Here is a 26,203-nt window from a genome sequence, read left to right as displayed (position 1 = left end):
ACGTGCCTCGACATTGGTCGGCGTGCGCCGGCGTGCTCGAGTTGCCGACGTGAAGGGTTGGGCGGAGGTGAGCAGAGGAGGCGCGGCACGGAGCAACCGTAACCAGAACTGCAACCACCCAACGACGAGGGCCCCGACCGGATTCCGGTCGGGGCCCTCGTCTGCCCTGCTGGGCCAGTGCGGAGGATACGAGATTCGAACTCGTGAGGGGTTGCCCCCAACACGCTTTCCAAGCGTGCGCCCTAGGCCACTAGGCGAATCCTCCGCGGCAAACATTACATGACCGCGGGGAGTGCTCGCGAACCTCGTTCCCGGCCTCGGACGGGCGCTCATCACGGGTTCGTGCGAGGTATCTCGCGGCGGTCCGGATCAGGTACTCTTTCCGCAGCCCCCCACGCGGTGCTATCTGACTGAACTCCCCCAGGGCCGGAAGGCAGCAAGGGTAGGTCGGCCCTGGCAGGTGCGTGGGGGGCCCTTGTGTGTGCGGGGCCGGAGGCGGGGTCCCGCCGGTGGCCTGCGGCGGTCCGGGCCCGCTTCCGCCGTGCGGCCGGTTGTCGGTGCTCCCCTATAACCTCGTATGCGTGTCGTCTCTCGCCTTGTACCGCCGCTATCGCCCGGAGACCTTTGCCGAGGTCATCGGGCAGGAGCACGTAACCGACCCGCTGCAGCAGGCGCTGCGGAACAACCGGGTCAATCACGCGTACCTGTTCAGTGGTCCGCGCGGCTGCGGCAAGACGACCAGTGCCCGCATCCTGGCCCGCTGTCTCAACTGTGAGCAGGGTCCCACCCCCACCCCCTGCGGCGAGTGCCAGTCGTGCCAGGACCTCGCACGCAACGGACCCGGCTCGATCGACGTCATCGAGATCGACGCCGCCTCCCACGGTGGTGTGGACGACGCCCGTGAGCTGCGCGAGAAGGCGTTCTTCGGCCCCGCCGGCAGCCGCTACAAGATCTACATCATCGACGAGGCCCACATGGTCACGTCGGCCGGCTTCAACGCGCTGCTGAAGGTCGTCGAGGAGCCCCCGGAGCACCTCAAGTTCATCTTCGCCACGACCGAGCCCGAGAAGGTCATCGGGACCATCCGGTCGCGTACGCACCACTACCCCTTCCGGCTCGTCCCGCCCGGCACCCTCCGGGAGTACCTCGGCGAGGTGTGCCAGAAGGAGGACATCCCGGTCGCGGAGGGTGTGCTCCCGCTGGTCGTGCGCGCGGGCCAGGGGTCCGTGCGTGACTCCATGTCCGTCATGGACCAGCTGCTCGCGGGCGCCGGCGCGGACGGTGTGACGTACCCCATGGCCACCTCCCTCCTCGGCTACACCGACGGGTCCCTGCTGGACTCCGTCGTCGAAGCCTTCGCCACCGGGGACGGAGCCGCCGCCTTCGAGGTTGTGGACCATGTCATCGAGGGCGGCAACGACCCCCGTCGCTTCGTCGCCGACCTGCTGGAGCGGCTGCGCGACCTGGTGATCCTCGCCGCCGTGCCCGACGCCGCCGAGAAGGGCCTCATCGACGCCCCGGCCGACGTCATCGAGCGCATGCAGGCCCAGGCCGAGATCTTCGGCGCCGCCGAGCTGAGCCGCGCCGCCGACCTCGTCAACGAGGGCCTCACCGAGATGCGCGGCGCCAACTCCCCCCGTCTCCAGCTCGAACTCATCTGCGCGCGCGTGATGCTTCCGGCCGCGTACGGCGACGAGCGCTCCGTCATGGCCCGCCTCGACCGCATCGAGCGCGGCGTGAACTTCTCCTCGGGTGCGGGCGCTCCGCCCATGCGGTACGTGCCCGGCCCCGACGCCCACCCCGGCGCGGCAGCCCCGGCCCCGCCCCCGGCCTCGGCCATGGGGGACAGCGCGCCCGTACCGCCCGGTGGCGGTCCTGCCGCCGCCCGTGCGGCCGTACGCAACCCGGTGGGGCCCGGTACGGGTGCGAGCCCGGCCGCTGCCCCTGCCCCGGCGGCGCAGGCCCCCGCGCCGAACCCTCCGCCCGCCCCGGCTCCGGCGCCTGCTCCCGAAGCCACCCCGGCCGCACCAGGCGCCTGGCCCGCCGCCGCTCCCGCAGGGGGCGGCCGCCGCTCCGGTGCGTGGCCCACCGCCACCCCGGCAGGTCAGGGCCCGCCGCAGCAGCAGACCCCGCCCAGTGGGCCGTCGGCCCCGAGCCGGCCCCAGCCCGCGGCCCCCGCACCGGCGGCGCCCGCCGCCCCCGCCGGCGGCCTCGACCCCCGCATGCTCTGGCCGAACATCCTGGAGGCCGTCAAGAACCGCCGCCGCTTCACCTGGATCCTGCTGAGCCAGAACGCCCAGGTGACCGGCTTCGACGGCACCACCCTCCAGCTCGGCTTCGCCAGCGCGGGCGCCCGGGACAACTTCTCCGCCAGTGGCAGCGAGGACGTACTCCGGCAGGCGCTGGCCGAGCAGTTCAACGTGCAGTGGAAGATCGACCCGGTCATCGACCCCTCCGGCGGCGGCTCCGCGCCCCCGCCCCCCGGCGGCAACCCGGGCTTCGGCGGAGGCGGTGCGGCGAACGCGGGCGGCTACGGCACCCCGGCACCGCCCCGCCCCGCAGCCCCCCAGCAGAGCGCCCCCACCCCGACCGGCGGCGCCCAGCCGGCCCCGGCCCCCAGACTCCCGGCCCCCGAACCGCCCCCCGTCTCCCCCGAGGACGACACCCCCGCCGACGACGACCCCGACCTGGACGAATCCGCCCTCTCCGGCCGCGACCTGATCGTCCGCGAACTGGGCGCCACAGTGCTGGACGAGTTCTCCAACGATCAGTAGGGCCGTCTCCGGCGGTTCCCAGGCAGGACACCGGGGCGCCCGGACGGCTGCCGGCGTGCTCCGGGCCCCCAGGTGGGCGCAGCCCAAGTTGCGCACGGTCGCGGGCGAGCGGACCGAGCCGGGCTCCGGCTCCCGCCCGAGCCCCCCGAAGGCTCCGGCTCCCGCCCGAGCCCCCCGAAGGCTCCGGCTCCCGCCCGAGCCCCCCGAAGGCTCCGGCTCCCGCCCGAGCCCTCCAAAGGCTCCGGCCCCCCGCGCGAGCGCCCTCGTAGGTTCCTCCAACTTCCCCGCCCCCCGACCTTCGGCAACCCAGCCGATAGGCTGACCCCCGTGAAGGTCCTCGTCATCGGCGGCGGCGCCCGCGAACACGCCCTGTGCCGCTCCCTGTCCCTCGACCCCGACGTCACCGCGCTGCACTGTGCCCCCGGCAACGCGGGCACCGCCGAGGTGGCCCAGCAGCACCAGGTGGACGCGCTCGACGGCAAGGCCGTCGCCGCGCTCGCCGGGGAGCTGGAGGCCGGCCTCGTCGTCATCGGCCCGGAGGCCCCTCTGGTCGCGGGCGTGGCCGACGCCGTACGGGAGGCGGGCTTCCCGGTGTTCGGACCGTCCCGCGAGGCCGCCGTGCTGGAGGGGTCGAAGGCGTTCGCCAAGGACGTCATGGCCGCGGCCGGGGTGCCCACCGCGCGCTCGTACGTCTGCACCACCGCCGACGAGGTCGCCGAGGCGCTCACCGCCTTCGGGGCCCCCTATGTCGTCAAGGACGACGGGCTGGCCGCGGGCAAGGGCGTCGTCGTCACCTCCGACGCCGAGGAGGCCAAGGCGCACGCGGCCGGGTGCGAGCGGGTGGTGATCGAGGAGTTCCTCGACGGCCCCGAGGTCTCGCTCTTCGCCGTGACCGACGGCGTGACCGTGGTGCCCCTCCAGCCCGCGCAGGACTTCAAGCGCGCGCTGGACGGCGACGAGGGCCCCAACACCGGTGGCATGGGCGCGTACTCCCCGCTGCCCTGGGCCGATCCCGAGCTGGTGGACGACGTGCTGCGCACCGTGCTCCAGCCGACCGTGGACGAGCTGCGCCGGCGCGGCACGCCCTTCTCCGGGCTGCTGTACGCGGGCCTCGCCATCACCTCGCGCGGGGTACGGGTCATCGAGTTCAACGCCCGCTTCGGCGACCCCGAGACCCAGGTCGTGCTGGCCCGCCTGCGGACCCCGCTCGCCTCCCTCCTGCTCGCCTCCGCCAACGGCACCCTCGCCGATCTGGAGCCGCTGCGCTGGAGCGAGGACGCGGCCGTCACCGTGGTCGTCGCCTCGCACAACTACCCCGGCACCCCGCGCACCGGCGATCCGGTCACCGGCCTCGGCGAGGTGGCCGCCGAGGACGCCCCGCACGCCTACGTCCTGCACGCCGGGACCAGGCGGGAGGGGGACGCCGTGGTCAGCGCGGGCGGCCGGGTGCTGTCGGTCACGGCCACCGGCGAGGATCTGGCCGAGGCCCGCGAGCGCGCGTACCGCGCGGTGGCCCGCATCGGACTCGACGGCTCGCACCACCGCACGGACATCGCGGCGAAGGCGGCCGACACGGCTAGGACCAGCGTGGCGTAGGGCCCGCCGAAGCCCCGATCCCACACCGGATCCAGGCCATATCCATCCCAGATCCACTCCAGGCCCCGGACCCCGAAATCCGGGGCCCAACCTTTGCCTTCTGTCACCGTCCGTCCTCCAGCTCTGACCAAGGCCATTCCATCGAGTGAGCGATGCGCCATCCGGCTGACGGGGGCCGGGGGCCCAACTATGGTGCGGCGCATGCGGTCCGGCACTTGGCCCACCGGCATTGCGATGTCAGTGACGGGTGCCACAGTGGGGGAGTGGGCAACCGCCAGGACAGGACGCGATCGGCACGGAGGGGGTGAGCGTCGCGCATGACCGGAACCATGACCGGAACCGGTGGGGAGCTGGGCGCGCGGGCCGCGCGTTCACGCGCGCTGGCCGTGCTGCGGGTGCGCAGCCGGGCGCTGGCCGTGGCGCTGCTGCCCGCGGCGGCGGAGGTGATCCTGCTGACCGGAGGTGCCACCGGCCAGTTCAGCGGCCGGGGCTGGGACACGGCCCGCTGGGTGGTGGGCGGCCTCGCGGTGCTGGTGCTGCTGGCGGCCGCGGGCATCGCCCTGGTGGTGGCCCGCGCGCGCCCCGCAGCGAGCCCCACGGTCCCGGTGTCCGAGCGGTCCGCCCCCGACCTGTACCGGATGGTGCGCGACCTCGCCGACCGGCTGGACGTGCCCGCACCCTCCGCGATAGCGCTCACCCCGGACTGCGACAGCTGGCTGGAGGACCGTACGCACCCGGCCCACGCCCAGCACGTCACGCGTGCGCACGACGAGCCGCTGGTTCCCGGCGCGCGCCCGGAGCGGCGGCTCGCCGTGCCGGCGCCGGTGCTGGTGATCGGGTCACCGTTCCTGTGGTGGATGCGGGTCGCCGAGCTGCGCGCGGTGCTCGCCCCGGTCGTCGCGGGTACGGGCCCGTCCGCGCAGCCCGACATAGCCGCCGCCCGCCGCTTCGTGCGCGGGCTGGACGCCGCGCTGGCCGTCGCCGACGCGCCGGGCCACGGCCCGCTGACCCGGGGTGGGTGCGCGGTCCTCGGCCGGGTGGCCCGGCTGCTGCTGCGCGGCTGCCGGGAGCATGCCGCGCTGATGGAGCGCGGGGTGGCCACGGCCGCCGCCGAGCGCGCCCGGTCGGTGGACTACGGCCCCCGGATCGCCGCCCAGGAGCAGGTCGGGCTGGCGTACGCGGGGTGGGACCGGCTGCTGACCAAGGTGGCGCTGCCCGCCTGGCGGATGGGCCGCTGGCCCTCCCGGCTGGACGTGGGCGTGGCCGCCGCGCTGACCGAGCTGTCCCGGCGCGACCGGCTGGCCGACGGCTTCGCCGCCCGGCTCGGTGAGCGCCCCGCCTGCGATCTGCTGGAGGAGCCCGGCGCGGTGGACGAGGCGGTGTCCCTGCTCACCGCCCGTCTCTTCCACGGCGGGCCCGCCGAGTCCGGTCCCCGCTGGGCGCCGGTGGACTGGCAGGCGTACCCGGAGGAGGTCGTGGACCGCACCTGGCGTGCGGAGGCGGCCCGGCTGCACCAGGTGCTGGACTCGCTCGGCGTCAGCCCCAGCCTGGACCCGGCCACCCCCGACCCCGGCGGCCCCACCCTGGCCCGCGTCCTGGACCACCTCGCCGAGCCCGCCGCCACCCCCACGGTCCCGGCGCCCACCGCACCCCCTGACAACGCGGGCAAAGTAGACAACACGCATAAAGCGGGCCGCATCGGCAACACCGACTGCGCCGAGCCGGACCCCGATGCCGACCCCGACCCCGCCACCGAGCGCAGCGCGCTCCTCGCCGCCGGGCTCAGCGCCGCGCTGGCCCGTGAGGAGAGCGCCGCACCGCAGGGCGCGCGGGCGCAGGGGCCGGACAGCGCGCTGTGGGAGGACGGCGACCTGCCGCTGTTCCCGCTTCAGCCCCCGCGCACCGGCCGGGAGCTGCTCGCCGCGCACATCACCGCGATGATCTGCTGCGCGGCCGTCGAGACCGCCGGAGCCGCCCCCGGCCTGGACTGGCTGGACGGCCCCACCCTGCTGCTGGACGGCGAGCGCGCCGCCGACCTCACCCCGAAGGTGCTCAGTCTGATCGAGGAGGGCGATCCGATCCCGCTGCGCGCCTGGCTGGCCCAGTTCGGGATACGGCCGGAGAAGCCGGTCCGGTTGGTCTGAGCGCCCGGCACAGAAGTCGACACCGGGCACCAGGAGACCCGGACGTCCACGGTCGTAACGGAGCAGGGCCTTCCACTTCAGGCCAATTCACAACGAACAGTGACCGGAGTCGTGCGTTATGTGATGTGCTGGGATCGACACGCACATGGCACGGGCATACGACACACGCCCGCATGGCCGAGTGATCCGGCGCACCGAGCACACCCGAGACAGCAGGCGAAGACACCGGGTTCCGGTCCTGGCACCACAGACAACGCCGTAACGGCAACGGGGGACACGAGGGAGGGGGCGTCCATGACCTCGGATCACATCCGCCGCTGGGAGTCGGGAGCGCTCGCGCACGCCGTCACCGATCCCTTCGGCCAGGGCCCGGTGCCCTGGCTGCGTGGCAGTGAGACCTACTTCGACGACACCGGCAAGGTGGTCCCCTGGTACGTCGACACCACCCAGCCGGCCACCACCCGGCCCGGCCGCCCCGGCGCGCCGCTCGTCCCGGCCCCGCGCTCGGCCGGCCCCGGCCCGCGCTCGGCCGACGACGTGAGCCGCCAGATCAAGGGTTTCGCGTCCACCGGCGGGGTGGCGCCCGGCGAGGCGATCGACTTCCACATCACGGTCGACCCGCCGCAGGAGTTCAGCGTCGACATCTACCGGATCGGCCACTACGCCGGTCACGGCGCCGCCAAGATCACCACCAGCCCCCGGCTCTCCGGCATCGTGCAGACCGCGCCGCTGGCCGCCGACCGCACGGTCTCCTGCCACCACTGGTGGCAGTCCTGGCGCCTCCAGGTACCCGCCGAGTGGCGCGTCGGGGCCTATGTCGCCGTCCTGACCACCGCCGACGGCTACCGCTCCCACGTGCCCTTCACGGTCCGCGACGACGAGCCCGCCGACCTCCTGCTGCTGCTCCCGGACATCACCTGGCAGGCGTACAACCTGTACCCGGAGGACGGCCGCACCGGTGCCAGCCTCTACCACGCGTGGGACGAGGAGGGCTGCCTGCTCGGCGAGGCGGACGCCGCCACCACCGTCTCCTTCGACCGCCCCTACGCCGGCGCCGGGCTGCCGCTGCACGTCGGCCACGCCTACGACTTCATCCGCTGGGCCGAGCGCTACGGCTACGACCTGGCCTATGCCGACGCCCGCGATCTGCACGCCGGCCGCGTCGACCCCACCCGGTACCGGGGTCTGGTCTTCCCCGGCCATGACGAGTACTGGTCGGCGCCGATGCGCCGGGCGGTGGAGGAGGCCCGCGACCAGGGCACCTCGCTGGTCTTCCTGTCGGCCAACACCATGTACTGGCAGGTGGAGTTGTCGCCGTCCGCGTCCGGCGTACCGGACCGGCTGCTGACCTGCCGCAAGCGCAAGGGTCCGGGCAGGCCGGTGCTGTGGCGGGAGATCGACCGCCCCGAGCAGCAGCTGATCGGCATCCAGTACGCGGGCCGGGTGCCCGAGCCGCATCCGCTGATCGTCCGCAACGCCGGGCACTGGCTGTGGGACGCGACCGGTGCCCGCGAGGGCGACGGGATCGCGGGCCTGGTCGCGGGCGAGGCCGACCGGTACTACCCGCGCACCGCCCTGCCCGAGCACGAGGAGCGGGTGCTGCTCGCGCACTCCCCGTACACCGACGGCGAGGGCGCCCGGCGCCACCAGGAGACCTCGCTGTACCGCGCCCCCTCCGGTGCCTGGGTGTTCGCCTCCGGCACCTTCGCCTGGTCCCCGGCGCTGGACCGGCCCGGCCATGTGGACGCCCGTGTCCAGCGGGCCACCGCCAACCTGCTGGACCGTATCTGCAAGCGGGACTGACCCTGCCACCTGCCCGGTCTCCGGCATACGGGAGAATCGACGCAGTTGGACAGAACCACGGGGAGGAACCGTGTCCGGATTCGTAGAAAAGCCCGAGCCGACCGAGGTTCCGGGTCTGGTGCACCTGCACACCGGCAAGGTGCGCGAGCTGTACCGCGACGAGGCGGGCGACCTCGTGATGGTCGCCAGTGACCGCATCTCCGCTTACGACTGGGTGCTGCCCACCGAGATCCCCGACAAGGGCCGGGTGCTGACCCAGTTGTCCCTGTGGTGGTTCGACCGGCTCCGTGACCTGGCCCCGAGCCATGTCATCAGCACCGTGCTGCCCGAGGGCGCCCCGGCCGACTGGGCGGGCCGCACCCTGGTCTGCAAGTCGCTGGACATGGTCCCGGTGGAGTGCGTGGCGCGCGGCTATCTGACCGGCTCGGGCCTCGCGGAGTACCAGGAGTCCCGTACGGTCTGCGGGCTCGCGCTGCCCGAGGGGCTGGTGGACGGCTCGGAGCTGCCCGGCCCGATCTTCACCCCGGCCACCAAGGCCGAGGTCGGCGAGCACGACGAGAACGTGTCGTACGAGGAGGTGGCCCGCCAGGTCGGCGCGGACACCGCCGCCCAGCTCCGTCAGGCCACCCTCGCGGTGTACGCCCGCGCCCGGGACATCGCCCGGGACCGGGGGATCGTGCTGGCGGACACCAAGTTCGAGTTCGGCTTCGACGGCGACACCCTGGTCCTCGCCGACGAGGTGCTCACCCCCGACTCGTCCCGCTTCTGGCCGGCCGAGACCTGGGAGCCCGGCCATGCCCAGCCGTCGTACGACAAGCAGTTCGTGCGGGACTGGCTGACCGGCCCCGAGTCCGGCTGGGACCGCGGGAGCGAGCAGCCCCCGCCGGCGCTGCCGGAGCAGGTGGTGGAGGCCACGCGCGCCAAGTACATCGAGGCGTACGAGCGGCTGACCGGCACCCGCTGGTCCTGACACGCGAGAAGCCCCCGGTGGAGAACCGGGGGCTTCTTCATGGAGCGGACGACGAGGCTCGAACTCGCGACCTCAACCTTGGCAAGGTTGCGCTCTACCAACTGAGCTACGTCCGCGGTGCGCCGTGGCGCGGAGCCAACTATACCCAACCCCGGTCGCGTGCGAGACGTACCGCGGTGTGCCGGTTCTCCGCGCCCAGCTTGGTGACCGCCGAGGAGAGGTAGTTCCGCACCGTCCCCGGGGACAGCGCGGCCCGCTCGGCGATCTCCGTGACCGGTGCCCCGTCGGCCGCCAGTTCCAGCACCTCGGCCTCCCGCGCGGTCAGCGGGGAGTCGCCGGCGGAGATCGCGTCGGCGGCCAACTCGGGGTCGACGTACCGGCTTCCGGCGTGCACGGTACGGATGATCTCGGCGAGCCGTCCGGCGCTGACCGTCTTCGGCACGAACCCCCGCACTCCCGCCGCCAGCGCCCGCTTCAGGTGGCCCGGCCGGCCGTGCCCGGTCACGATCAGCACCTGGCAGCCCGGCAGTTCGGCCCGCAGTGATGTGGCCACGCTCACACCGTCCGCGCCCGGCATCTGGAGATCGAGCACCGCCACGTCGGGGGTGTGGGCCAGCGCCATCGCCAGCGCCTCGGGCCCGCTCGCCGCCTCCGCGACGACGACCAGATCGTCCTCCAGCGAGAGCAGCGCGGCCAGCGCGCCCCGGATCAGGTGCTCGTCGTCGGCGAGCAGCAGCCGCACCGGTCCGCTCACGCGGTCACCCCGTCCCTCGGTACCCGCGCCTGGAGGCGGAACCGGTCCTCGCCCGCCGGGCCCGCCGTCAGCGTGCCCCCGACGGCGGCCAGCCGTTCCCGCAGCCCGGCCAGACCGGAGCCGCCGCTCCCGGCCGCCTCGCCGGCGCCGTCGTTCTCCACCGTCAGCACCACATGGTCCTTCCCCGTCACCAGTTCCACCGCGCAGTGCCGCGCGTCCCCGTGCCGCAGCACATTGGTGGCCGCCTCGCGCACCACCCACGCCAGCGCCGACTGCACCGGCACCGGCAGCAACGCGTCCTCGGCACGCACCGCGCACTCGATCCCGGCGGCACCCAACACCCCCTTCGCGCCCGCCAGTTCGGCCGTGAGGTCGGCCTCCCGGTAGCCGCGTACGACCTCCCGCACCTCGCGCTGCGACTCCCGGGCGATGCGCTGCACCTCCATCATCTGCTCCACCGCCTCCGGCCGGCCACGCCGGGCGAGCTGGACGGCCAGTTCGCTCTTCAGGGAGATCACCGAGAGGTTCCGGCCCAGCACGTCGTGCAGGTCCCGCCCGAACCGCAGCCGTTCCTCCGCCACCGCGAGCCGGGCCTCCACCTCCCGCGCCCGCTCGGCCTCCCACAGCACGGAGAGGGTCCAGGCGCCGGTGCGCCCCATGCCCAGCGCGAGCAGGACGGCGAAGGACACGCTGAACCCGAGGCCCAGCAACCCGGCACCGGCGTCCGGCCGGGCCGGCCCGAGCGCGGCGGTGAGGACCACGGCCAGCCCCACGGCCAGGGCCCCGGCCCGCCGCAGATAGACCGCGATCGGCACCAGCAGCGTGTACGGCTGTCCGAACGCCACCAGCACCGCGCCCACGGCGAGCCGCGCGGTCAGGCCCTCGATGCCGTCCAGCGCGGTCAGTGCCACGATCAGCGCGAGTGCGGAACCGAGCAGCGCCGCCGGGGCCCACAGCGCCCGGCGGGGCAGTCCGGCCCGGCCCAGGTAGTGGTCGAGGGCGGGCCGGGTGAGCCGGTCGGCAGCCACGCACTGCGCCACACCCACGGTGGCCAGCAGCACGCCGAGGACGACCGCCACCGGCCGGTGGCGCACCCCGCCGGCCAGGGGCACCAGCAGCCAGCTCACCGACAGCAGCCACGGCGACACGTGCCACATGCCGAGGGTGCTCAGCTCGACCCGCTCCGCCTTGCTCCGCCGCCGCCAGTGCCGTTCGCGCATCCCCCGTATCCGGGCCGGCATCCGATTCCCCTCTCGCGTCTCAGCGGCGCGGTTCCCAGCGGAACCAGCGCCTCGCGGCGAACACCGCCACGACCGCCCAGGCCAGCGCGGCCGCCGTGGCGCCCAGTGCCTCCTGCGTGTTCAGGTGTCCGGTCCAGCCGCCGCGGACCAGGCGGATCGCCGGGGAGAGCGGGAGGAAGGCGCAGATGCCGGCGAGCCGGGCGGGCAGGGCCTCGGTCGGAATCATCATGCCGGAGCCGAGGATCGAGGCGAACACCACCGGCAGCGCGGTCACCTGTGCGCTCTCCGCGCTCCGGGTGAAGGCTGAGGTCAGCGCGGCCAGGGCGGCGCTGGTGACCAGCCCCGCGAGCAGCCCGAGCAGCGCCAGGTGCGGTGCCTTCGGCGCGCCGAGGTGCAGCAGTGCCGTGCAGCCGGCTGAGAGCAGCAGCGCCTGGGCGAGGCCGAGACCCAGGGCGGGCAGGGCGGTGCCGATGAGGATCTCGGGGTCGGAGAGTTCGCCGGTGCGCAGCCGCTTGAGGACGAGTTCCTCGCGGCGGGCGGCATAGGCGTTGACGAGGGAGGCGTACACGGCGAAGAGGAAGGTGGAGCCGACGGCGCCCGGGAGCATCACCGTGCCGACGCTCAGGCCCAGCTTCTCCAGCTCCACCCGGTCGAGGGCTCCCCGTGCGGTGACGGGGAGCGTGAGCGGCACGATCAGCGCCGTGAACACCACGCCCTTGTTCCGCGCGAGCAGGGTGAGTTCGGCGCGGGTCAGCGCCCGCAGCCGCCGTGCCGCGCCGCCTCCCGTGGCCGTCCGCGGGGTCGTCGCGCTCATGCCGCAGCCTTCCGTTCTCCGGCGATTGTGAGGAACGCCTCCTCCAGTGACGCCGACCGCATGTCCAGGCCGTGCAGTTCGACCCCGGCCCGCTCCGCCCAGGCCAGCACTCCGGCGGCCGACCGCTGGAGTTCCCGGGTGCCGAGCCGGACGGTGCGGCCGCTGAACTCGTGCGAGCAGACGCCGAGTTCGGCCAGCGGGGGCAGGTCGCCCGGGAAGTACCCCGCGGGCAGCCGGAAGGAGATGCTGGCCGGACGGTCGGCGGTCACCTCGGCCGGGGTGCCGGAGGCGGCGATACGGCCCTCGTGCAGGATCGCCAGCCGGTCGGCCAGGCCCTCCGCCTCCTCCAGGTAGTGCGTGGTGAGCAGCACGGTGGTGCCCGAGTCGCGCAGCGAGCGCACCAACTCCCAGGTCTCGCGGCGGCCTTCGGCGTCCAGCCCGGTCGTCGGCTCGTCCAGGAACAGCACTTCCGGGTCGCCCAGCAGCGCCAGCGCCAGGTCGAGCCGCCGCCGTTCGCCACCGGACAGCTGCTTGACGCGCACACCGCTCCGCCCGGTGAGGCCGACCAGGTCCAGCGCCTCCGCCTCGGGCCGGGCGCCGCTGGTGCAGCCCGCCCACATGCGGGCGGTCTCCGCAACGGTCAGGTCGGAGGGGAAGCCGCCCTCCTGGAGCATCACACCGGTGCGCGGGCGTACGGCGGCCCGCTCGGCGTGGGGATCGTGGCCGAGGACCCTGACCCGGCCCCCGGCGGGAGCCGCGAGGCCCTCCAGCAGTTCGACGGTGGAGGTCTTGCCGGCGCCGTTCGTGCCGAGCAGGGCGAAGACCTCGGCGCGGGCCACGGAGAAGGTGATGCCGCGTACGGCCTCGAAGCCGTCGCCGTAGACCCGCCGCAGCTCGGTGACCTCGATCACGGGATCGTGTGGGGTGCTGTCCATGACTCCAGCGTCCCGGCGGCCCGGCCGGTCCGGCAGTGCGCGGTGTCATCGGCCGGCATGACAAATGTCAGCCGTCACGCGGGCGCGCACTTCACGCGGGCATGCGAAAGGCCCCGGTCCGAAGACCGGGGCCTTTTCTCCGAGCGGACGACGAGGCTCGAACTCGCGACCTCAACCTTGGCAAGGTTGCGCTCTACCAACTGAGCTACGTCCGCACTGCTCCCGACCGGCTCCCACCGATCGGTGCGAGCACCAGCCTACCTGATCCCGAAGGACGGTCATGACCGGTGCCAGAGCGGGTGACAGGAATCGCACACTGCGCCTCCCCCCTGGAAGGGGGGTGTTCTACTACTGAACTACACCCGCACGCTCCGTGGGTTTCGGCCTTTCGGCCTCGCCCCTCGGCGTGTCCCAGACATTAGCCGATCAGCGGGGGGGTCGCGCAAGTCGGTTCCCCCGAGCACAGGTGAACGAGTCTCAGGGCCCGCGCTCCGGGGCCCTGAGGGGTCCCGCCCGTACGGGGGTCAGCGGGCCTCGTCGAACGCCTCGTAGACCTTCTTGGGGATGCGGCCGCGCGCGGGCACGTCCATCTTGTTGGCCTGGGCCCAGGCGCGGATGGCGGACGGGTCGGGCGCGACCTCGGTCTGCCGGTACGCCTTGCCGGACCGGGCGCGTTTGCGGCCGGCCTCCACGTAGGGCGCGAGCGCCTTGCGCAGTTTCTTGGCGTTGGTTTCGTTCAGGTCGATCTCGTACGACTTGCCGTCGAGTCCGAAGGCGATCGTTTCCGCCGCTTCCGAGCCGTCGATGTCGTCGGAGAGCGTGACCACGACTTTTTGCGCCACGGATATCGGTCCCTTCGTGCGGCACGCCGGCCCACCGGTGTCCACCGGCAATGACGTGCCGAGTATCGGCTATTGCCAATTCATTTGTACAGTGCCCGGCAATGAAAGGGGAAGCCCTGCTGAATACGTCCGCGTGTCCCGACTCAATAGGCATCGGGAGGGGACCGCAGAACTTTCCCAGAAATTTCCTTCGGGGTCGGTGTTCGACACCCGATCGTGATGCGGGTCATGTAGAAACCTCCAACTCTACTCGCGTAGAAATTTTGTACGGGTAGTCTGAAGGAACCTGCTCAGCACCACACATCGGGAGTGCCAGTGGCACGCGTCGTAGTCGACGTCATGCTCAAGCCGGAGATCCTCGACCCCCAGGGCCAGGCGGTCCAGCGTGCGCTGCCGCGCCTGGGTTTCACGGGGATCTCGGACGTCCGCCAGGGAAAGCGATTCGAGCTGGAAGTGGAGGGCCCGGTCGACGAGGCCGCGCTCACCCGCATCCGTGATCTGGCGGAATCCTTCCTCGCCAACACGGTGATCGAGGACTTCACCGTGAAGGTGGAGGAAGTAGCGGGGGCCGCCGAGTGACCGCTCGTATTGGTGTCGTCACCTTTCCGGGAAGTCTCGACGACCGTGACACCCGGCGCGCGATCACCCTCGCCGGCGCCGAACCCGTAGCCCTCTGGCACAAGGACAAGGACCTCAGGCAGGTCGACGCCGTGGTGCTGCCCGGCGGTTTCTCCTACGGCGACTATCTGCGCGCCGGGGCGATCTCCCGCTTCTCGCCGGTGATGGAGACCGTCATCGAGCAGGCGAAGGACGGCCTCCCGGTCCTCGGTATCTGCAACGGCTTCCAGGTCCTCACCGAGGCGCATCTGCTGCCCGGCGGGATGCTCGGCAACGACCACCTCCACTTCATCTGCCGCGACCAGAGGCTGCGGGTGGAGAACGCGGGGACGGCCTGGACCGGCGACTACCGCCAGGGCCAGGAGATCCACATCCCGCTGAAGAACATGGACGGCCGGTACGTCGCCGACACGTACACGCTGGACAAGCTGGAGGCGGAGGGCCGGGTGGTCTTCCGCTACCTGGACGTCAACCCCAACGGCTCGCTGCGCGACATCGCCGGCATCACCAACGAGGCCGGGAACGTCGTCGGTCTCATGCCGCACCCCGAGCACGCCGTCGAGCCGCTGATCGGAACCGGCCGCACCGACGGCCTCCCGTTCTTCACCTCGATCCTGAAGAAGCTGGTCAACGCATGAGCCGGACTCCTCTGGACACGGTCGACAACGCGGCCGGGACCCCCGACGTCGAGCTGCCCTGGGCCGAACTCGGCCTGAAGAAGGACGAGTACGAGCGCGTGGTCGAGATCCTCGGCCGCCGCCCGACCGGCGCCGAACTCGCCATGTACTCGGTCATGTGGTCCGAGCACTGCTCGTACAAGTCCTCCAAGGTCCACCTGCGCCAGTTCGGGGAGAAGGCGCCCCAGTCGGACGCCCTGCTCGTCGGCATCGGTGAGAACGCCGGTGTGGTGGACGTCGGCCAGGGCTACGCGGTCACCTTCAAGGTCGAGTCGCACAACCACCCCTCCTACGTCGAGCCCTACCAGGGCGCGGCCACGGGCGTCGGCGGCATCGTGCGCGACATCATCGCCATGGGCGCCCGCCCGGTCGCGGTCGTGGACCCGCTGCGCTTCGGCGCCGCCGACCACCCCGACACCAAGCGCGTCCTGCCCGGCGTCGTCGCCGGCATCGGCGGCTACGGCAACTGCCTGGGCCTGCCCAACATCGGCGGCGAGGTCGTCTTCGACGCCTGCTACCAGGGCAACCCGCTGGTCAACGCCGGTGCCATCGGCGTGATGCGGCACGAGGACATCCACCTCGCCAAGGCGTCCGGCGCGGGCAACAAGGTCATCCTCTACGGCGCGCGCACCGGCGGCGACGGCATCGGCGGCGCCTCGATCCTCGCGTCCGAGACCTTCGACGACGCCAAGCCCTCCAAGCGCCCCGCCGTCCAGGTCGGCGACCCCTTCCAGGAGAAGCTGCTCATCGAGTGCACCCTTGAGGCGTTCAAGGAGAAGCTCGTCGTCGGCATCCAGGACCTCGGCGCGGCCGGCCTGTCCTGCGCGACGAGCGAGCTGGCCTCCAACGGCTCCGGCGGCATGCGCGTCACCCTGGACGACGTACCGCTGCGCGACTCCACGCTCTCGCCCGAGGAGATCCTCATGAGCGAGTCGCAGGAACGCATGTGCGCGGTGGTCGAGCCGGCGAAGGTCGACCGCTTCCTGGAGATCTGCGAGAAGTGGGACGTCATCGCCACCGTCATCGGTGAGGTCACCGACGGCGACCGGCTGGAGATCTTCTGGCACGGCGGCAAGATCGTCGACGTCGACCCCCGCACCGTCGCCCACGACGGCCCGGTCTACGAGCGCCCCTACGCCCGCCCCCACTGGCAGGACGCCCTCCAGGCCGACGACGCGAACAAGCTGCCCCGCCCGGCCACGCCCGAGGAACTGCGCGAGCAGGTCCTGAAGCTGGTCGCGTCGCCCAACCAGGCGTCGAAGAAGTGGATCACCTCGCAGTACGACCACTTCGTGCAGGGCAACACCGTCCTCGCCCAGCCGGAGGACTCCGGCATGATCCGCGTGGACGAGGAGACCGGCCTCGGCGTCGCCATCGCCACCGACGGCAACGGCCGCTACGCCAAGCTCGACCCGTACACCGGCGCGCAGCTCGCGCTGGCGGAGGCGTACCGGAACGTGGCGACGACCGGTGCCAAGCCGCTCGCGGTCTCCGACTGCCTGAACTTCGGTTCGCCCGAGGACCCGGCCGTGATGTGGCAGTTCGCGGAGGCCGTGCGCGGTCTGGCCGACGGCTGCCTCCAGCTCGGCACCCCGGTCACCGGCGGCAACGTCTCCCTCTACAACCAGACCGGCGAGGCCGCCATCCACCCGACCCCGGTGGTCGCGGTGCTCGGTGTCATCGACGACGTGGCCCGGCGCACCCCGGTCGCCTTCCAGGAGGAGGGCCAGCTCCTCTACCTGCTCGGTGACACCTCCGAGGAGTTCGGCGGCTCGGCCTGGTCCCAGGTCGTCCACGACCACCTCGGCGGGCTGCCCCCGAAGGTCGACCTGGAGCGGGAGCGGCTGCTCGCCGAGATCCTGATCTCCGCCTCCCGCGACGGCATGATCGACTCCGCGCACGACCTGTCCGACGGCGGTCTGATCCAGGCCGTGGTCGAGTCGGCGCTGCTCGGCGAGAAGGGCGCGCGGCTGATCGTCCCGGACGGTCTGGACGCGTTCACCTTCCTCCTCTCGGAGTCGGCGGGCCGCGCGCTCGTCGCCGTACCGCGCTCGGAGGAGCTGCGCTTCACCGACATGTGCGGCGCGCGGGGCCTGCCGGCCACCCGTATCGGTGTGGTCGACGGTGACTCGGTCGATATCCAGGGCGAGTTCGGTCTCTCCCTGGCCGAGCTGCGCGAGGCGCACGAGAACACGATCCCGGCGCTGCTTGCGTAGGCACCGGACGTGACGGACGAGGCCCCCCGCTTCCCGAGCGGGGGGCCTCGCAGTTCCTGTGCCGGAACCGTGCGTGACCGTGCACCGGGCGGGTCAGCCGCCCGCGGGGTCACGCCGTAGGGAAGTCCGACGGCCGCGGAGCCGCATAGGCTCACCGCCATGCCCCCGGCCAAGAAGCGCCCCCGCAAGTACGACCCCCTCCGGACCCGCGCCGCCGTGCTCGCGCAGCTCGGGGTGGTGCGGGAGGCGGTGGAGGGGCTCGATCCCGGGCAACTCGCGCTGCCCACGCGGCGGGAGGGGATGACCGTGCGGGAGCTGGCCGTGCGGGCCGCCGCGTCCGTCGTCGCCGTGCGGCAGGCGGTGGAGCGGCCGGCCAAGCTCAGGCAGACGCTGACGCTCGCGGAGTGGCCGCTGCGCGGGGACGTCGCCTTCACCCCCGTACCGCTCGACCTCGCGGCCGCCGAGGCGGACCTGCGGGCTCTGCTCGCCGACCACCCCGGCAGTCCGCTGGTGGACACCGGCGCCGGGGTGCTGCCGCTCAACGAGTACCTGGTCACCCGGGCCGCCGAGCTGGTCCTCGTCGCCGACGACCTGTCCGACGCGGTGCCCGGACTGGACGTGCCGCTGGACCGGCACGCGCTGGCCGCCGCGACCCGGCTGCTCGCGGACGCCCTCGCCGTGAAGGCGCCCGGCGGTTCCACCGAGGTGCGGGTGCCGCCGTACGCGGTGGTGCAGTGCGTGGAGGGGCTCAGACACACCCGGGGGACACCGCCCAATGTGGTCGAGACCGGTCCGCTCACCTGGGTCCGCCTCGCCACCGGCCGCCTGACCTGGGCGGACGCACTCGCGCGGGCCGAGGTCAGCGCCAGCGGGGAGCGCGCCGACCTCTCCGGCCTGCTGCCACTCGGCCCATAGCGGGGAACCCCGGCCGCACCGCGGACGTCGAACCGGCATGGACCGGCACACGCAGCGCATCACCCTGACCGTGGCCGCCGCGCTCGTACCGCTCGCGGTGGCCTGTGGGAACGACTCCGCCGACCCCGGCAGCGGCTCGGTCGCCCCGGCCCCCCGCCTCACCGGCACCGCATGGCGGGTGACCGGCGTCACCGAGGGCGGCACCACGCACCGCGCCCCCGCGGCCGCCCGCATCCGCATCGACGACGAGGGCCGCGCGAGCGGCAGCCTCGGCTGCAACGCCTTCTCCGCGCCCACCACCGTCGACGGCGCCCGGATCGACTTCGGCGCCCTGCGCACGACCCGGATGGCGTGCGACGAACCCCGGATGACCTTCGAACGCGCCCTGACCCGCGCGCTCGACTCCGGGACACTCACGGCACGTACCCACGACGGGGCGCTCACCCTCACCACACAGAAGGGCGCGCGCGTCCAGCTCACGCCGAGCGCGTCCCGCTAGGGGGCGGGACGGTGTGCGACACCTCACTCGGGAGCGGGCCCCGCGGCCCCCACGAGCGCACACCGAACCCCGTCCGCTCGCCACCCACCCCCAGCCAGCCCCCTCTGACCTGCGAAGACGCGAAATCAACCAAGGTGATCGCGAGTCCGGGTTCGGCGGGGGCCACATATCCCCAATTCGGCCCAGCGGTTCGCCTCGCCTACACTCGGGGACGTGCCACGTGGTGACGGTCGACTCAATCACGATCTGCTTCCCGGCGAAAAAGGCCCCCAGGACGCTTGCGGCGTCTTCGGTGTCTGGGCGCCTGGCGAAGAGGTCGCAAAGCTCACGTACTTCGGGCTCTACGCCCTCCAGCACCGGGGTCAGGAATCCGCGGGAATCGCGGTAAGCAACGGCTCCCAGATCCTCGTCTTCAAGGACATGGGCCTGGTCTCCCAGGTCTTCGACGAAACCTCGCTCGGTTCGCTCCAGGGTCATATCGCGGTCGGACACGCCCGCTACTCGACCACCGGCGCCTCCGTGTGGGAGAACGCCCAGCCGACGTTCCGCGCCACCGCGCACGGTTCGATCGCGCTCGGCCACAACGGCAACCTGGTCAACACCGCCCAACTGGCGGAGATGGTCGCCGACCTGCCCAAGGACACAAGCGGCCGCTCCACCCGGGTGGCTGCCACCAACGACACCGACCTGCTCACGGCACTCCTCGCCGCGCAGGTCGACGAGGACGGCAAGCCGCTGACCATCGAGGAGGCCGCGCACGCGGTGCTCCCGAAGGTCAAGGGCGCGTTCAGCCTCGTCTTCATGGACGAGCACACCCTGTACGCCGCCCGCGACCCGCAGGGCATCCGCCCGCTGGTCCTCGGCCGGCTGGAGCGCGGCTGGGTGGTCGCCTCCGAGTCCGCCGCGCTCGACATCTGCGGCGCGTCCTACGTCCGGGAGATCGAGCCGGGCGAGTTCATCGCCATCGACGAGAACGGCCTGCGCACCTCCCGATTCGCGGAAGCGAAGCCCAAGGGCTGTGTCTTCGAGTACGTGTACCTGGCCCGCCCGGACACCGACATCGCCGGCCGGAACGTCTACCTGTCCCGCGTCGAGATGGGCCGCCGCCTGGCCAAGGAGGCGCCCGCCGAGGCCGATCTGGTCATAGCGACCCCGGAGTCCGGCACCCCGGCCGCGATCGGGTACGCCGAGGCGTCCGGCATCCCCTTCGGCAACGGCCTGGTGAAGAACGCCTACGTCGGCCGGACCTTCATCCAGCCCTCGCAGACGATCCGCCAGCTCGGCATCCGGCTGAAACTGAACCCGCTCAAGGAAGTCATCAGGGGCAAGCGCCTGGTCGTGGTGGACGACTCCATCGTGCGCGGCAACACCCAGCGGGCCCTGGTCCGCATGCTGCGCGAGGCGGGTGCCGCCGAGGTGCACATCCGGATCTCCTCGCCCCCGGTGAAGTGGCCCTGCTTCTTCGGCATCGACTTCGCCACCCGCGCCGAGCTGATCGCCAACGGCATGACGATCGAGGAGATCGGCACCAGCCTGGGCGCCGATTCGCTCTCGTACATCTCCATCGACGGCATGATCGAGGCGACCGCCATCGCCAAGCCGGACCTGTGCCGCGCCTGCTTCGACGGTGAGTACCCGATGGACCTCCCCGACCCGGAGCTGCTCGGCAAGCAGCTGCTGGAGACCGAGCTGGCGGCCGGGCCCGCCACCACCGCCGCGGCCGACGCCATCCGTCGTCCCTGAGCCGAGCCGTCCGAGCCGTCCGAGCCGTACGACAGGAAAGTTCTCTTCTGCCATGTCCTCTGAGACCACGGGTGCCAGCTACGCGAGCGCGGGCGTCGACATCGAGGCGGGCGACCGCGCCGTCGAGCTGATGAAGGAGTGGGTGAGGAAGACCCGCCGCCCCGAGGTCCTCGGCGGCATCGGCGGCTTCGCCGGCCTCTTCGACGCCTCCGCCCTCAAGCGCTACGAGCGCCCCCTGCTGGCCTCCGCCACGGACGGCGTCGGCACGAAGGTCGACATCGCGCGCCACCTCGGCGTGTACGACACCATCGGGCACGACCTGGTCGCCATGGTCATGGACGACATCGTGGTGTGCGGTGCCGAGCCGCTGTTCATGACCGACTACATCTGCGTCGGCAAGGTGCACCCCGAGCGGGTCGCCGCGATCGTCAAGGGCATCGCGGAGGGCTGTGTGCTCGCCGGGTGCGCCCTGGTGGGCGGCGAGACCGCCGAGCACCCCGGCCTGCTGGGTCCGGACGACTTCGATGTGGCCGGCGCCGGCACCGGTGTGGTGGAGGCCGACCGGCTGCTGGGCCCCGACCGCATACGCTCCGGTGACGTGGTGATCGCCATGGCGTCCTCCGGGCTTCACTCCAACGGGTACTCCCTGGTCCGCCACGTCCTGCTGGAGCGGGCCGGGCTGGCACTGGAGAGCGAGGTGGCGGAGCTGGGCCGGACGCTCGGCGAGGAGCTGTTGGAGCCCACGAAGATCTACTCGCTGGACTGCCTGGCGCTGACCCGCACCACCGAGGTGCACGCCTTCTCGCACATCACCGGCGGCGGCCTCGCGGCCAACCTGGCCCGGGTGATCCCGGACGGGCTGTACGCCACCGTGGACCGCTCCACCTGGACGCCGGACCCGGTCTTCGACCTGGTCGGCCGGACGGGCGGTGTCGAGCGTCTGGAGCTGGAGAAGACGCTGAACATGGGCGTCGGCATGATGGCCGTCGTACCGGCCGAGTCCGCCGAGGCGGCGCTGACCACGCTGGCGGACCGGGGCGTGGCAGCCTGGGTGGCCGGCACGATCACCGAGCGCGGCGAGCAGGAGAGCGCCGCCGGGCTGGTCGGCGACCACGCGCTCTAGGCGGCCTGGGCCGGCTGGGCGGGCCGCGGCCCGCAGCCGGCCCACTGCCGACGCCTACTGGCTCCGGACAGCACAGAAGCCGGTCGGTGGCAGTGCCACCGACCGGTTTTCCGCTGCTCAACGCAGAGTGCTCAGTGCAAGGTCAAGCGCCGCGACGGTGCTGTGAGGGACCGTCGTCCTCGTCCTCGTCGTCGTCCTCATAGAGGTCGGCGTAACGGGAGTAGAGGTCTTCCTCGTCGTCCTCATCGTCTTCGAACGGCTCGCTGTTCGGCGGCTGGTTCGAAGTCGATGCGCCCAGTTCACTGGCCAGACGCGACAGATCTGTCCCACCGCTGTTGTACTTCAGCTGGCGGGCGACCTTCGTCTGCTTGGCCTTGGCCCGGCCGCGCCCCATGGCTCGACCCCCTCGGTGACGGGGCTCAACGGCCCCAGAGTCTGACACGCGTTCATGATCCGAAACGGACTCTCCCGCGGAGAGGCCGGTCCGTAGGGCTTCCACGGTACCTGAGCCCGCGCCCATACGGTACGTCGCCCGCAGCACGCGCGTGTGCACAGGACCCACGAGGTGCCCTGTCCTCGCTGGTCAATGGCGATTTTAACCACTTATCGGGGTACGACCCGCCGACGGAAGTGACAGTTCTCTCCAAGTTGCCCCCGGCGGGTACCGCCGGGGGCCCTCAGACGTCCACCGCTGCCCATCGCGACGCGGGCCCGGCAAGATCGCCCGGTCCGTGTTCCCTCGGCGTGTCGGTCAGCGCGAGGCGCGCGCGTCGGCCATCCGCTGCTCGGCGATCCGGTCGGCCGCCGCGACCGGCGGAACCCCGTCCGCCTTCGCACGTGCGAAGATCGCCAGGGTGGTGTCGAAGATCTTCGCGGCCTTCGCCCGGCACCGCTCGAAGTCGAAGCCGTGCAGCTCGTCGGCGACCTGGATGACCCCGCCCGCGTTCACCACGTAGTCCGGCGCGTAGAGGATGCCCCGGTCCTGGAGGTCCTTCTCCACCCCGGGGTGGGCGAGCTGGTTGTTGGCCGCGCCGCACACCACGGACGCGGTGAGGACCGGCACCGTGTCGTCGTCCAGCGCCCCGCCGAGCGCGCAGGGGGCGTAGATGTCGAGTCCCTCCAGGCGGATCAGCGCCTCGGTGTCCGCGACCCGGCGCACGGCGGGACGGGCCTCGGTGATCTCGTCCACGGCCGCCGCGCGCACGTCGGTGACCACGACCTCGGCGCCCTCCGCGAGCAGATGCCCGACCAGGTGCCGGCCGACCTTGCCCACGCCGGCGACGCCGACCACCCGGTCCCGCAGCGAGGGGTCGCCCCACAGGTGCTGGGCCGAGGCGCGCATGCCCTGGTAGACGCCGAACGCGGTGAGCACCGAGGAGTCGCCCGCGCCGCCCTGCTCCGGCGAGCGGCCGGTGGTCCAGCGGCACGCGCGGGCCACCACGTCCATGTCGGCGACATAGGTGCCGACGTCGCACGCGGTGACGTAGCGGCCGCCGAGCGAGGCGACCATGCGGCCGTAGGCGAGCAGCAGCTCCTCCGTGCGGTCCCGCGCCGGGTCACCGATGATCACGGCCTTGCCGCCGCCGTGGTCGAGCCCGGCCATGGCGTTCTTGTACGACATCCCGCGCGCGAGCTGCAGGGCGTCGGCCACGGCCTCGGCCTCGCTCGGGTACGGGTGGAAGCGGGTGCCGCCGAGCGCGGGGCCCAGCGCGGTGGAGTGGATGGCGATGACGGCCTTCAGGCCGGTGGCGCGGTCCTGGCAGAGCACGACCTGCTCGTGGCCGCCCTGGTCCGAGCGGAACAGGGTGTGCAGGACATCTGCGGTGGCGCCGGTTACCTCGGTCACTGTGGTGACTCCTGTGTAAGAAGCGGCGGACGGGGCCGGAGCCCCTGGGGGTGCCCCCACACTTTTGGTGGCGGGGGAGGGTGGCGGGGTGCTGCCACGCGGCCGTTGGGCCGCAAGGCTGAGGGTAGAGCCTGCGCCCGGCCCAGGACCGGCACCCGGCGGAGATCACCCGCAGGTGCGCCGCGCCGGTGCGGCCGTGGCACGATTCGCAGTGGTTTCGAGGCGACCGGCGTGGGGAGGGAGCAGGCGTGCCCAAGGTGTCCTCCGTGGTCGTCCCCTATGCCGCGTACCTGCGTGTGTACGAGCCGCTGGCCGCCTTCCCGGAGCCGGAGCGCGACCACTGGGCCCGCTACGCCCGCCGCCCGGACCGCCCCACCTACCAGGACGAGCTGCGCCGCTCGCTGGCCGATCTGCTGCCCACCCCGCCGGTGCCGGTCCCGGTGCACGAGAGCGCCGACGCGTTCGTGCTGGAGCGGGACGGCGTGGTGTGCGTCTGCCCCTGGCGGACCCGGCTGCGCGGCTGGCAGGCGCTGGCGGGGCTCGGCGAGGAGCTGCCCACCCCGGTGCTGGAAGCGGTGCTGCCGCCCCTGGTGCGCGATCAGGCAGCCCAGGACTTCGAGCGCTGGCTCGAGCGCAACCCCGGCGCCCGCCCCTGGATCAGGAGCGCGACCTGGCAGATCCCGCTGAACTGGTTCGTGCTGGTCGCCGACGAGGAGCGCCGCTTCGAACCGCGCAGCGGCGCGACCCCGGCGATGCTGCGCTACCGCACGCCGATGGTGCAGGCCCGGCGCCGGGTGGCGCGTGCGCTGCGCACCCTCAGGGACACGGTCGGGGAGAGCCCGCTGATCGACGGCGTGCTGGACGTCGGCCGCTGGCTGGAGGAGTTCCACCCGCGCTCGGTGGTCGAGCTGGACTACGGCGGCCTGGTGCACGCGGTGCCGGCCGGGACGCTGGCGGAGGACCACTCCGCGGCGGACGTGGCCGCCGGCATCGACGCGCTGCGCCGGGGCGACGAGAGCGCCGCGAGCCGGGCCTACGGACGCCTGGCGGCCCGCTGGCGCTCGGTACGGGACCTGCGCTCGGCGAACTGACCCCGGCCGGAGTGACGCACGTCACGGTCGAAATGGCCTCGAACAGCGTACGGTCTACGGAACTTGGGCCGTTTGACAGGGCGTTGGCCTTGAACCGGGCTTTTGCCTCATTGGGTGATGGACGGCACTTACACGGCCCTTGCGTCTCTTGCCACTCCTCATGCCAAAATAGGACAAGGAGTCCGGGGAGGGCTCCTTCTGCCCAACTTTGCTCAACTTTGGGCGGATTCTCCGCATTGCACGCTTTTGGTGGGTCTTGTGGCTCCGGATCGCCATGTGACTGATCGTCACGTCGGCGTGACTGTCCGCTATGGCATGGTCCATCGGCTTCCGTCGTGGATGAACACCTGGGAGGGCAATTCCATCGGTTTGGCCGACGCGGCTGGACAGATGGTGTAGTTGTAGTGCCGAGGACAAGCCGTTCGTCCTATAACCGACTCGACTCGCGTCCGCCATTTCGGGCAACGCGGGTCAAGGTGCAGAATTTAGAGGAAAGAACCGAGAAGGTTCGGTTCTCCCGAGGAGGCCGCTCATGACCGCTCGCACCCCTGATGCCGAGCCGCTGCTGACCCCGGCTGAGGTCGCCACCATGTTCCGTGTCGACCCCAAGACGGTCACGCGGTGGGCGAAGGCCGGCAAGCTCACGTCGATCCGTACGCTCGGCGGGCACCGCCGCTACCGCGAGGCGGAGGTCCGTGCGCTGCTCGCGGGCATCCCGCAGCAGCGCAGCGAGGCCTGAACAACTGAATAACCGGGCATAACGACCGGCCCCCGACCGGCCGAGTCGCCCGAACCCTGGCTCCATATGACGCGGGACCTGCCCCAACAGGCCCCAGGTGCGCGCCGGACGACCTCCGAAGGCGTGTGGCACCAAGTGCGTTGTCGATCGCGCTGGACTCCGCCGGGTCCAGCGCGATCTTTTTTGTGCGCCCCCGAGTCCCGGCCGGCTCCCGCGTGAGCGGCCTTGTCGGAGTCCGGGGAGAGCCGGGGGAGAGCCGGGGGAGGGTCACTGGAGGCCCTGCGTGTCGCCTCGCGCATCACCCCCGCACTTCCCTCCCGGGGCTCACGGGACACCTCCGGAGAGAGTGCAATTGCACATATTAAATTGACCCGTTGTAGGACAGTAGTAAAAACCTGGGTTTCAGAAACTCATGCCGTGACTCCCGTCACACGTCATGACGCTTGTTGTACCGCCCATCCGTGCGCTATTAGCACCCACCTGTCCCACCGTCCCCTGTGCGAACGGGTGTTGGGGACGCACCCGGCAGCCGCGCCGGCGGCGCCTCCACGGGCCGCGCAGGGGGAGCGTGGCCCGTCTACTGGGTACCGGCGGGGCATGAACCCGTCAAGGGCCCTGGCGGGCTCCAGGGAGGCGGAGGGCGGCGAGGGGGGAGGGGCAGCGACCGGAGACGAGGAAAGGGCCCCCGGATTCCGGGGGCCCTTCTCTTACCGCGGTCCTGACGGGATTTGAACCCGCGGCCTCCACCTTGACAGGGTGGCGAGCACTCCAAACTGCTCCACAGGACCATCTGGTGCGGCGCTTCGCATTTCCGCGTTGCGCTGCGAGAAGGACTGTACAGGAGTCCGGGCGCCCGGGTCGAA

General features: G+C 72.3%; 21 protein-coding genes, 5 tRNA genes and 1 other RNA gene. 15 read left to right on the top strand and 12 right to left on the bottom strand.

The window, feature by feature from the left end; translation table 11 throughout:
• Positions 1 to 180: 180 nt before the first annotated feature.
• Positions 181 to 265, bottom strand: a tRNA-Ser gene (locus tag ACFWN1_RS03970).
• A 118-nt stretch (positions 266 to 383) separates the two neighbouring features.
• On the opposite strand from ACFWN1_RS03970, the gene ffs reads away from it, so the two are divergent.
• The 6 genes from ffs to ACFWN1_RS03940 all read left to right on the top strand — a co-directional run bounded on the left by ffs (position 384) and on the right by ACFWN1_RS03940 (position 9,287).
• An RNA gene (gene ffs, locus ACFWN1_RS03965) (signal recognition particle sRNA small type) lies at positions 384 to 480 on the top strand.
• A gap of 101 nt (positions 481 to 581) precedes the next feature.
• Positions 582 to 2,774 (top strand): DNA polymerase III subunit gamma and tau, encoded by a 2,193-nt coding sequence (locus tag ACFWN1_RS03960; RefSeq protein WP_384357892.1) that lies wholly within the window; start codon positions 582 to 584, stop codon positions 2,772 to 2,774.
• Between the two features lie 327 nt (positions 2,775 to 3,101).
• A complete protein-coding gene (gene purD, locus ACFWN1_RS03955) occupies positions 3,102 to 4,370 on the top strand; it encodes a phosphoribosylamine--glycine ligase (RefSeq protein ID WP_384357890.1) in 1,269 nt (422 codons plus the stop codon).
• Positions 4,371 to 4,699: 329 nt separating this feature from the next.
• Positions 4,700 to 6,514 (top strand): hypothetical protein, encoded by a 1,815-nt coding sequence (locus ACFWN1_RS03950; RefSeq protein ID WP_384357888.1) that lies wholly within the window; start codon positions 4,700 to 4,702, stop codon positions 6,512 to 6,514.
• Between the two features lie 294 nt (positions 6,515 to 6,808).
• Positions 6,809 to 8,317 (top strand): N,N-dimethylformamidase beta subunit family domain-containing protein, encoded by a 1,509-nt coding sequence (locus ACFWN1_RS03945; RefSeq protein ID WP_384357886.1) that lies wholly within the window; start codon positions 6,809 to 6,811, stop codon positions 8,315 to 8,317.
• A 70-nt stretch (positions 8,318 to 8,387) separates the two neighbouring features.
• Positions 8,388 to 9,287, top strand: a complete 900-nt coding sequence (locus ACFWN1_RS03940) for a phosphoribosylaminoimidazolesuccinocarboxamide synthase (protein ID WP_384357884.1) — start codon at positions 8,388 to 8,390, stop codon at positions 9,285 to 9,287.
• A gap of 40 nt (positions 9,288 to 9,327) precedes the next feature.
• Here the strand turns inward: ACFWN1_RS03940 and ACFWN1_RS03935 are convergent.
• The 8 genes from ACFWN1_RS03935 to ACFWN1_RS03900 all read right to left on the bottom strand — a co-directional run bounded on the left by ACFWN1_RS03935 (position 9,328) and on the right by ACFWN1_RS03900 (position 13,873).
• Positions 9,328 to 9,403: transfer RNA gene (locus ACFWN1_RS03935), tRNA-Gly, on the bottom strand.
• A gap of 23 nt (positions 9,404 to 9,426) precedes the next feature.
• Positions 9,427 to 10,041 (bottom strand): response regulator transcription factor, encoded by a 615-nt coding sequence (locus tag ACFWN1_RS03930; protein ID WP_384357882.1) that lies wholly within the window; start codon positions 10,039 to 10,041, stop codon positions 9,427 to 9,429.
• Positions 10,038 to 11,282 (bottom strand): sensor histidine kinase, encoded by a 1,245-nt coding sequence (locus ACFWN1_RS03925; RefSeq protein ID WP_384357880.1) that lies wholly within the window; start codon positions 11,280 to 11,282, stop codon positions 10,038 to 10,040. Before ACFWN1_RS03925 ends, ACFWN1_RS03930 begins: the two co-directional genes overlap by 4 nt.
• A gap of 19 nt (positions 11,283 to 11,301) precedes the next feature.
• Complete coding sequence (locus tag ACFWN1_RS03920; RefSeq protein WP_384357878.1) at positions 11,302 to 12,096, bottom strand: ABC transporter permease; 795 nt, start codon at positions 12,094 to 12,096, stop codon at positions 11,302 to 11,304.
• Positions 12,093 to 13,031 (bottom strand): ABC transporter ATP-binding protein, encoded by a 939-nt coding sequence (locus ACFWN1_RS03915; RefSeq protein ID WP_384357876.1) that lies wholly within the window; start codon positions 13,029 to 13,031, stop codon positions 12,093 to 12,095. Before ACFWN1_RS03915 ends, ACFWN1_RS03920 begins: the two co-directional genes overlap by 4 nt.
• A gap of 142 nt (positions 13,032 to 13,173) precedes the next feature.
• Positions 13,174 to 13,246, bottom strand: a tRNA-Gly gene (locus ACFWN1_RS03910).
• Between the two features lie 79 nt (positions 13,247 to 13,325).
• A tRNA-Gly gene (locus ACFWN1_RS03905) sits at positions 13,326 to 13,397 on the bottom strand.
• Between the two features lie 158 nt (positions 13,398 to 13,555).
• On the bottom strand, positions 13,556 to 13,873 hold the full coding sequence (locus ACFWN1_RS03900) for an Lsr2 family protein (RefSeq protein ID WP_384357874.1): 318 nt from the start codon (positions 13,871 to 13,873) through the stop codon (positions 13,556 to 13,558).
• Positions 13,874 to 14,188: 315 nt separating this feature from the next.
• Here ACFWN1_RS03900 and purS point away from each other — a divergent pair, with 315 nt between their 5' ends.
• From purS to purM, 7 genes are all read left to right on the top strand, one after another.
• A complete protein-coding gene (gene purS / locus ACFWN1_RS03895; RefSeq protein WP_384357872.1) occupies positions 14,189 to 14,452 on the top strand; it encodes a phosphoribosylformylglycinamidine synthase subunit PurS in 264 nt (87 codons plus the stop codon).
• Positions 14,449 to 15,129 carry a phosphoribosylformylglycinamidine synthase subunit PurQ gene (gene purQ, locus ACFWN1_RS03890; RefSeq protein ID WP_384357870.1) on the top strand — a complete coding sequence of 227 codons (681 nt, stop codon included), beginning with the start codon at positions 14,449 to 14,451 and terminating at the stop codon, positions 15,127 to 15,129. Before purS ends, purQ begins: the two co-directional genes overlap by 4 nt.
• Positions 15,126 to 17,384 carry a phosphoribosylformylglycinamidine synthase subunit PurL gene (gene purL / locus ACFWN1_RS03885; protein ID WP_384357868.1) on the top strand — a complete coding sequence of 753 codons (2,259 nt, stop codon included), beginning with the start codon at positions 15,126 to 15,128 and terminating at the stop codon, positions 17,382 to 17,384. The genes purQ and purL overlap by 4 nt, the downstream gene beginning before the upstream one ends.
• A gap of 159 nt (positions 17,385 to 17,543) precedes the next feature.
• Positions 17,544 to 18,299, top strand: coding sequence for a sterol carrier family protein (locus ACFWN1_RS03880; protein ID WP_384357866.1), 756 nt, complete (start codon positions 17,544 to 17,546; stop codon positions 18,297 to 18,299).
• 37 nt (positions 18,300 to 18,336) lie between these two features.
• Positions 18,337 to 18,798: an META domain-containing protein gene (locus ACFWN1_RS03875; RefSeq protein WP_384357864.1), complete on the top strand. Its 462-nt coding sequence runs from the start codon at positions 18,337 to 18,339 to the stop codon at positions 18,796 to 18,798.
• A 213-nt stretch (positions 18,799 to 19,011) separates the two neighbouring features.
• Entirely contained in the window at positions 19,012 to 20,541 is a 1,530-nt protein-coding gene (purF, locus tag ACFWN1_RS03870) for an amidophosphoribosyltransferase (protein ID WP_384357862.1), read from the top strand.
• Positions 20,542 to 20,593: 52 nt separating this feature from the next.
• A complete protein-coding gene (gene purM / locus ACFWN1_RS03865; RefSeq protein ID WP_384357860.1) occupies positions 20,594 to 21,664 on the top strand; it encodes a phosphoribosylformylglycinamidine cyclo-ligase in 1,071 nt (356 codons plus the stop codon).
• A gap of 142 nt (positions 21,665 to 21,806) precedes the next feature.
• Here the strand turns inward: purM and ACFWN1_RS03860 are convergent, their stop codons facing one another.
• Together ACFWN1_RS03860 and ACFWN1_RS03855 are read right to left on the bottom strand one after the other, a co-directional pair.
• Positions 21,807 to 22,058 (bottom strand): DUF3073 domain-containing protein, encoded by a 252-nt coding sequence (locus ACFWN1_RS03860; RefSeq protein ID WP_030816885.1) that lies wholly within the window; start codon positions 22,056 to 22,058, stop codon positions 21,807 to 21,809.
• A gap of 357 nt (positions 22,059 to 22,415) precedes the next feature.
• A complete protein-coding gene (locus ACFWN1_RS03855) occupies positions 22,416 to 23,510 on the bottom strand; it encodes a Leu/Phe/Val dehydrogenase (RefSeq protein WP_384357858.1) in 1,095 nt (364 codons plus the stop codon).
• 248 nt (positions 23,511 to 23,758) lie between these two features.
• On the opposite strand from ACFWN1_RS03855, the gene ACFWN1_RS03850 reads away from it, so the two are divergent.
• Both ACFWN1_RS03850 and bldC read left to right on the top strand, forming a co-directional pair.
• On the top strand, positions 23,759 to 24,601 hold the full coding sequence (locus ACFWN1_RS03850) for a hypothetical protein (protein ID WP_384357856.1): 843 nt from the start codon (positions 23,759 to 23,761) through the stop codon (positions 24,599 to 24,601).
• A 532-nt stretch (positions 24,602 to 25,133) separates the two neighbouring features.
• A complete protein-coding gene (bldC, locus tag ACFWN1_RS03845) occupies positions 25,134 to 25,340 on the top strand; it encodes a developmental transcriptional regulator BldC (protein ID WP_003949541.1) in 207 nt (68 codons plus the stop codon).
• Between the two features lie 713 nt (positions 25,341 to 26,053).
• On the opposite strand, the gene ACFWN1_RS03840 is transcribed toward bldC, so the two are convergent.
• Positions 26,054 to 26,128: transfer RNA gene (locus ACFWN1_RS03840), tRNA-Asp, on the bottom strand.
• Between the last annotated feature and the right edge of the window lie 75 nt (positions 26,129 to 26,203).

The organism is Streptomyces sp. NPDC058459 (assembly GCF_042721685.1).
Lineage (GTDB): Bacteria > Actinomycetota > Actinomycetes > Streptomycetales > Streptomycetaceae > Streptomyces.
Note: the sequence above shows the minus strand (reverse complement) of the source record. Positions and strands in the feature narration are given on the sequence as shown.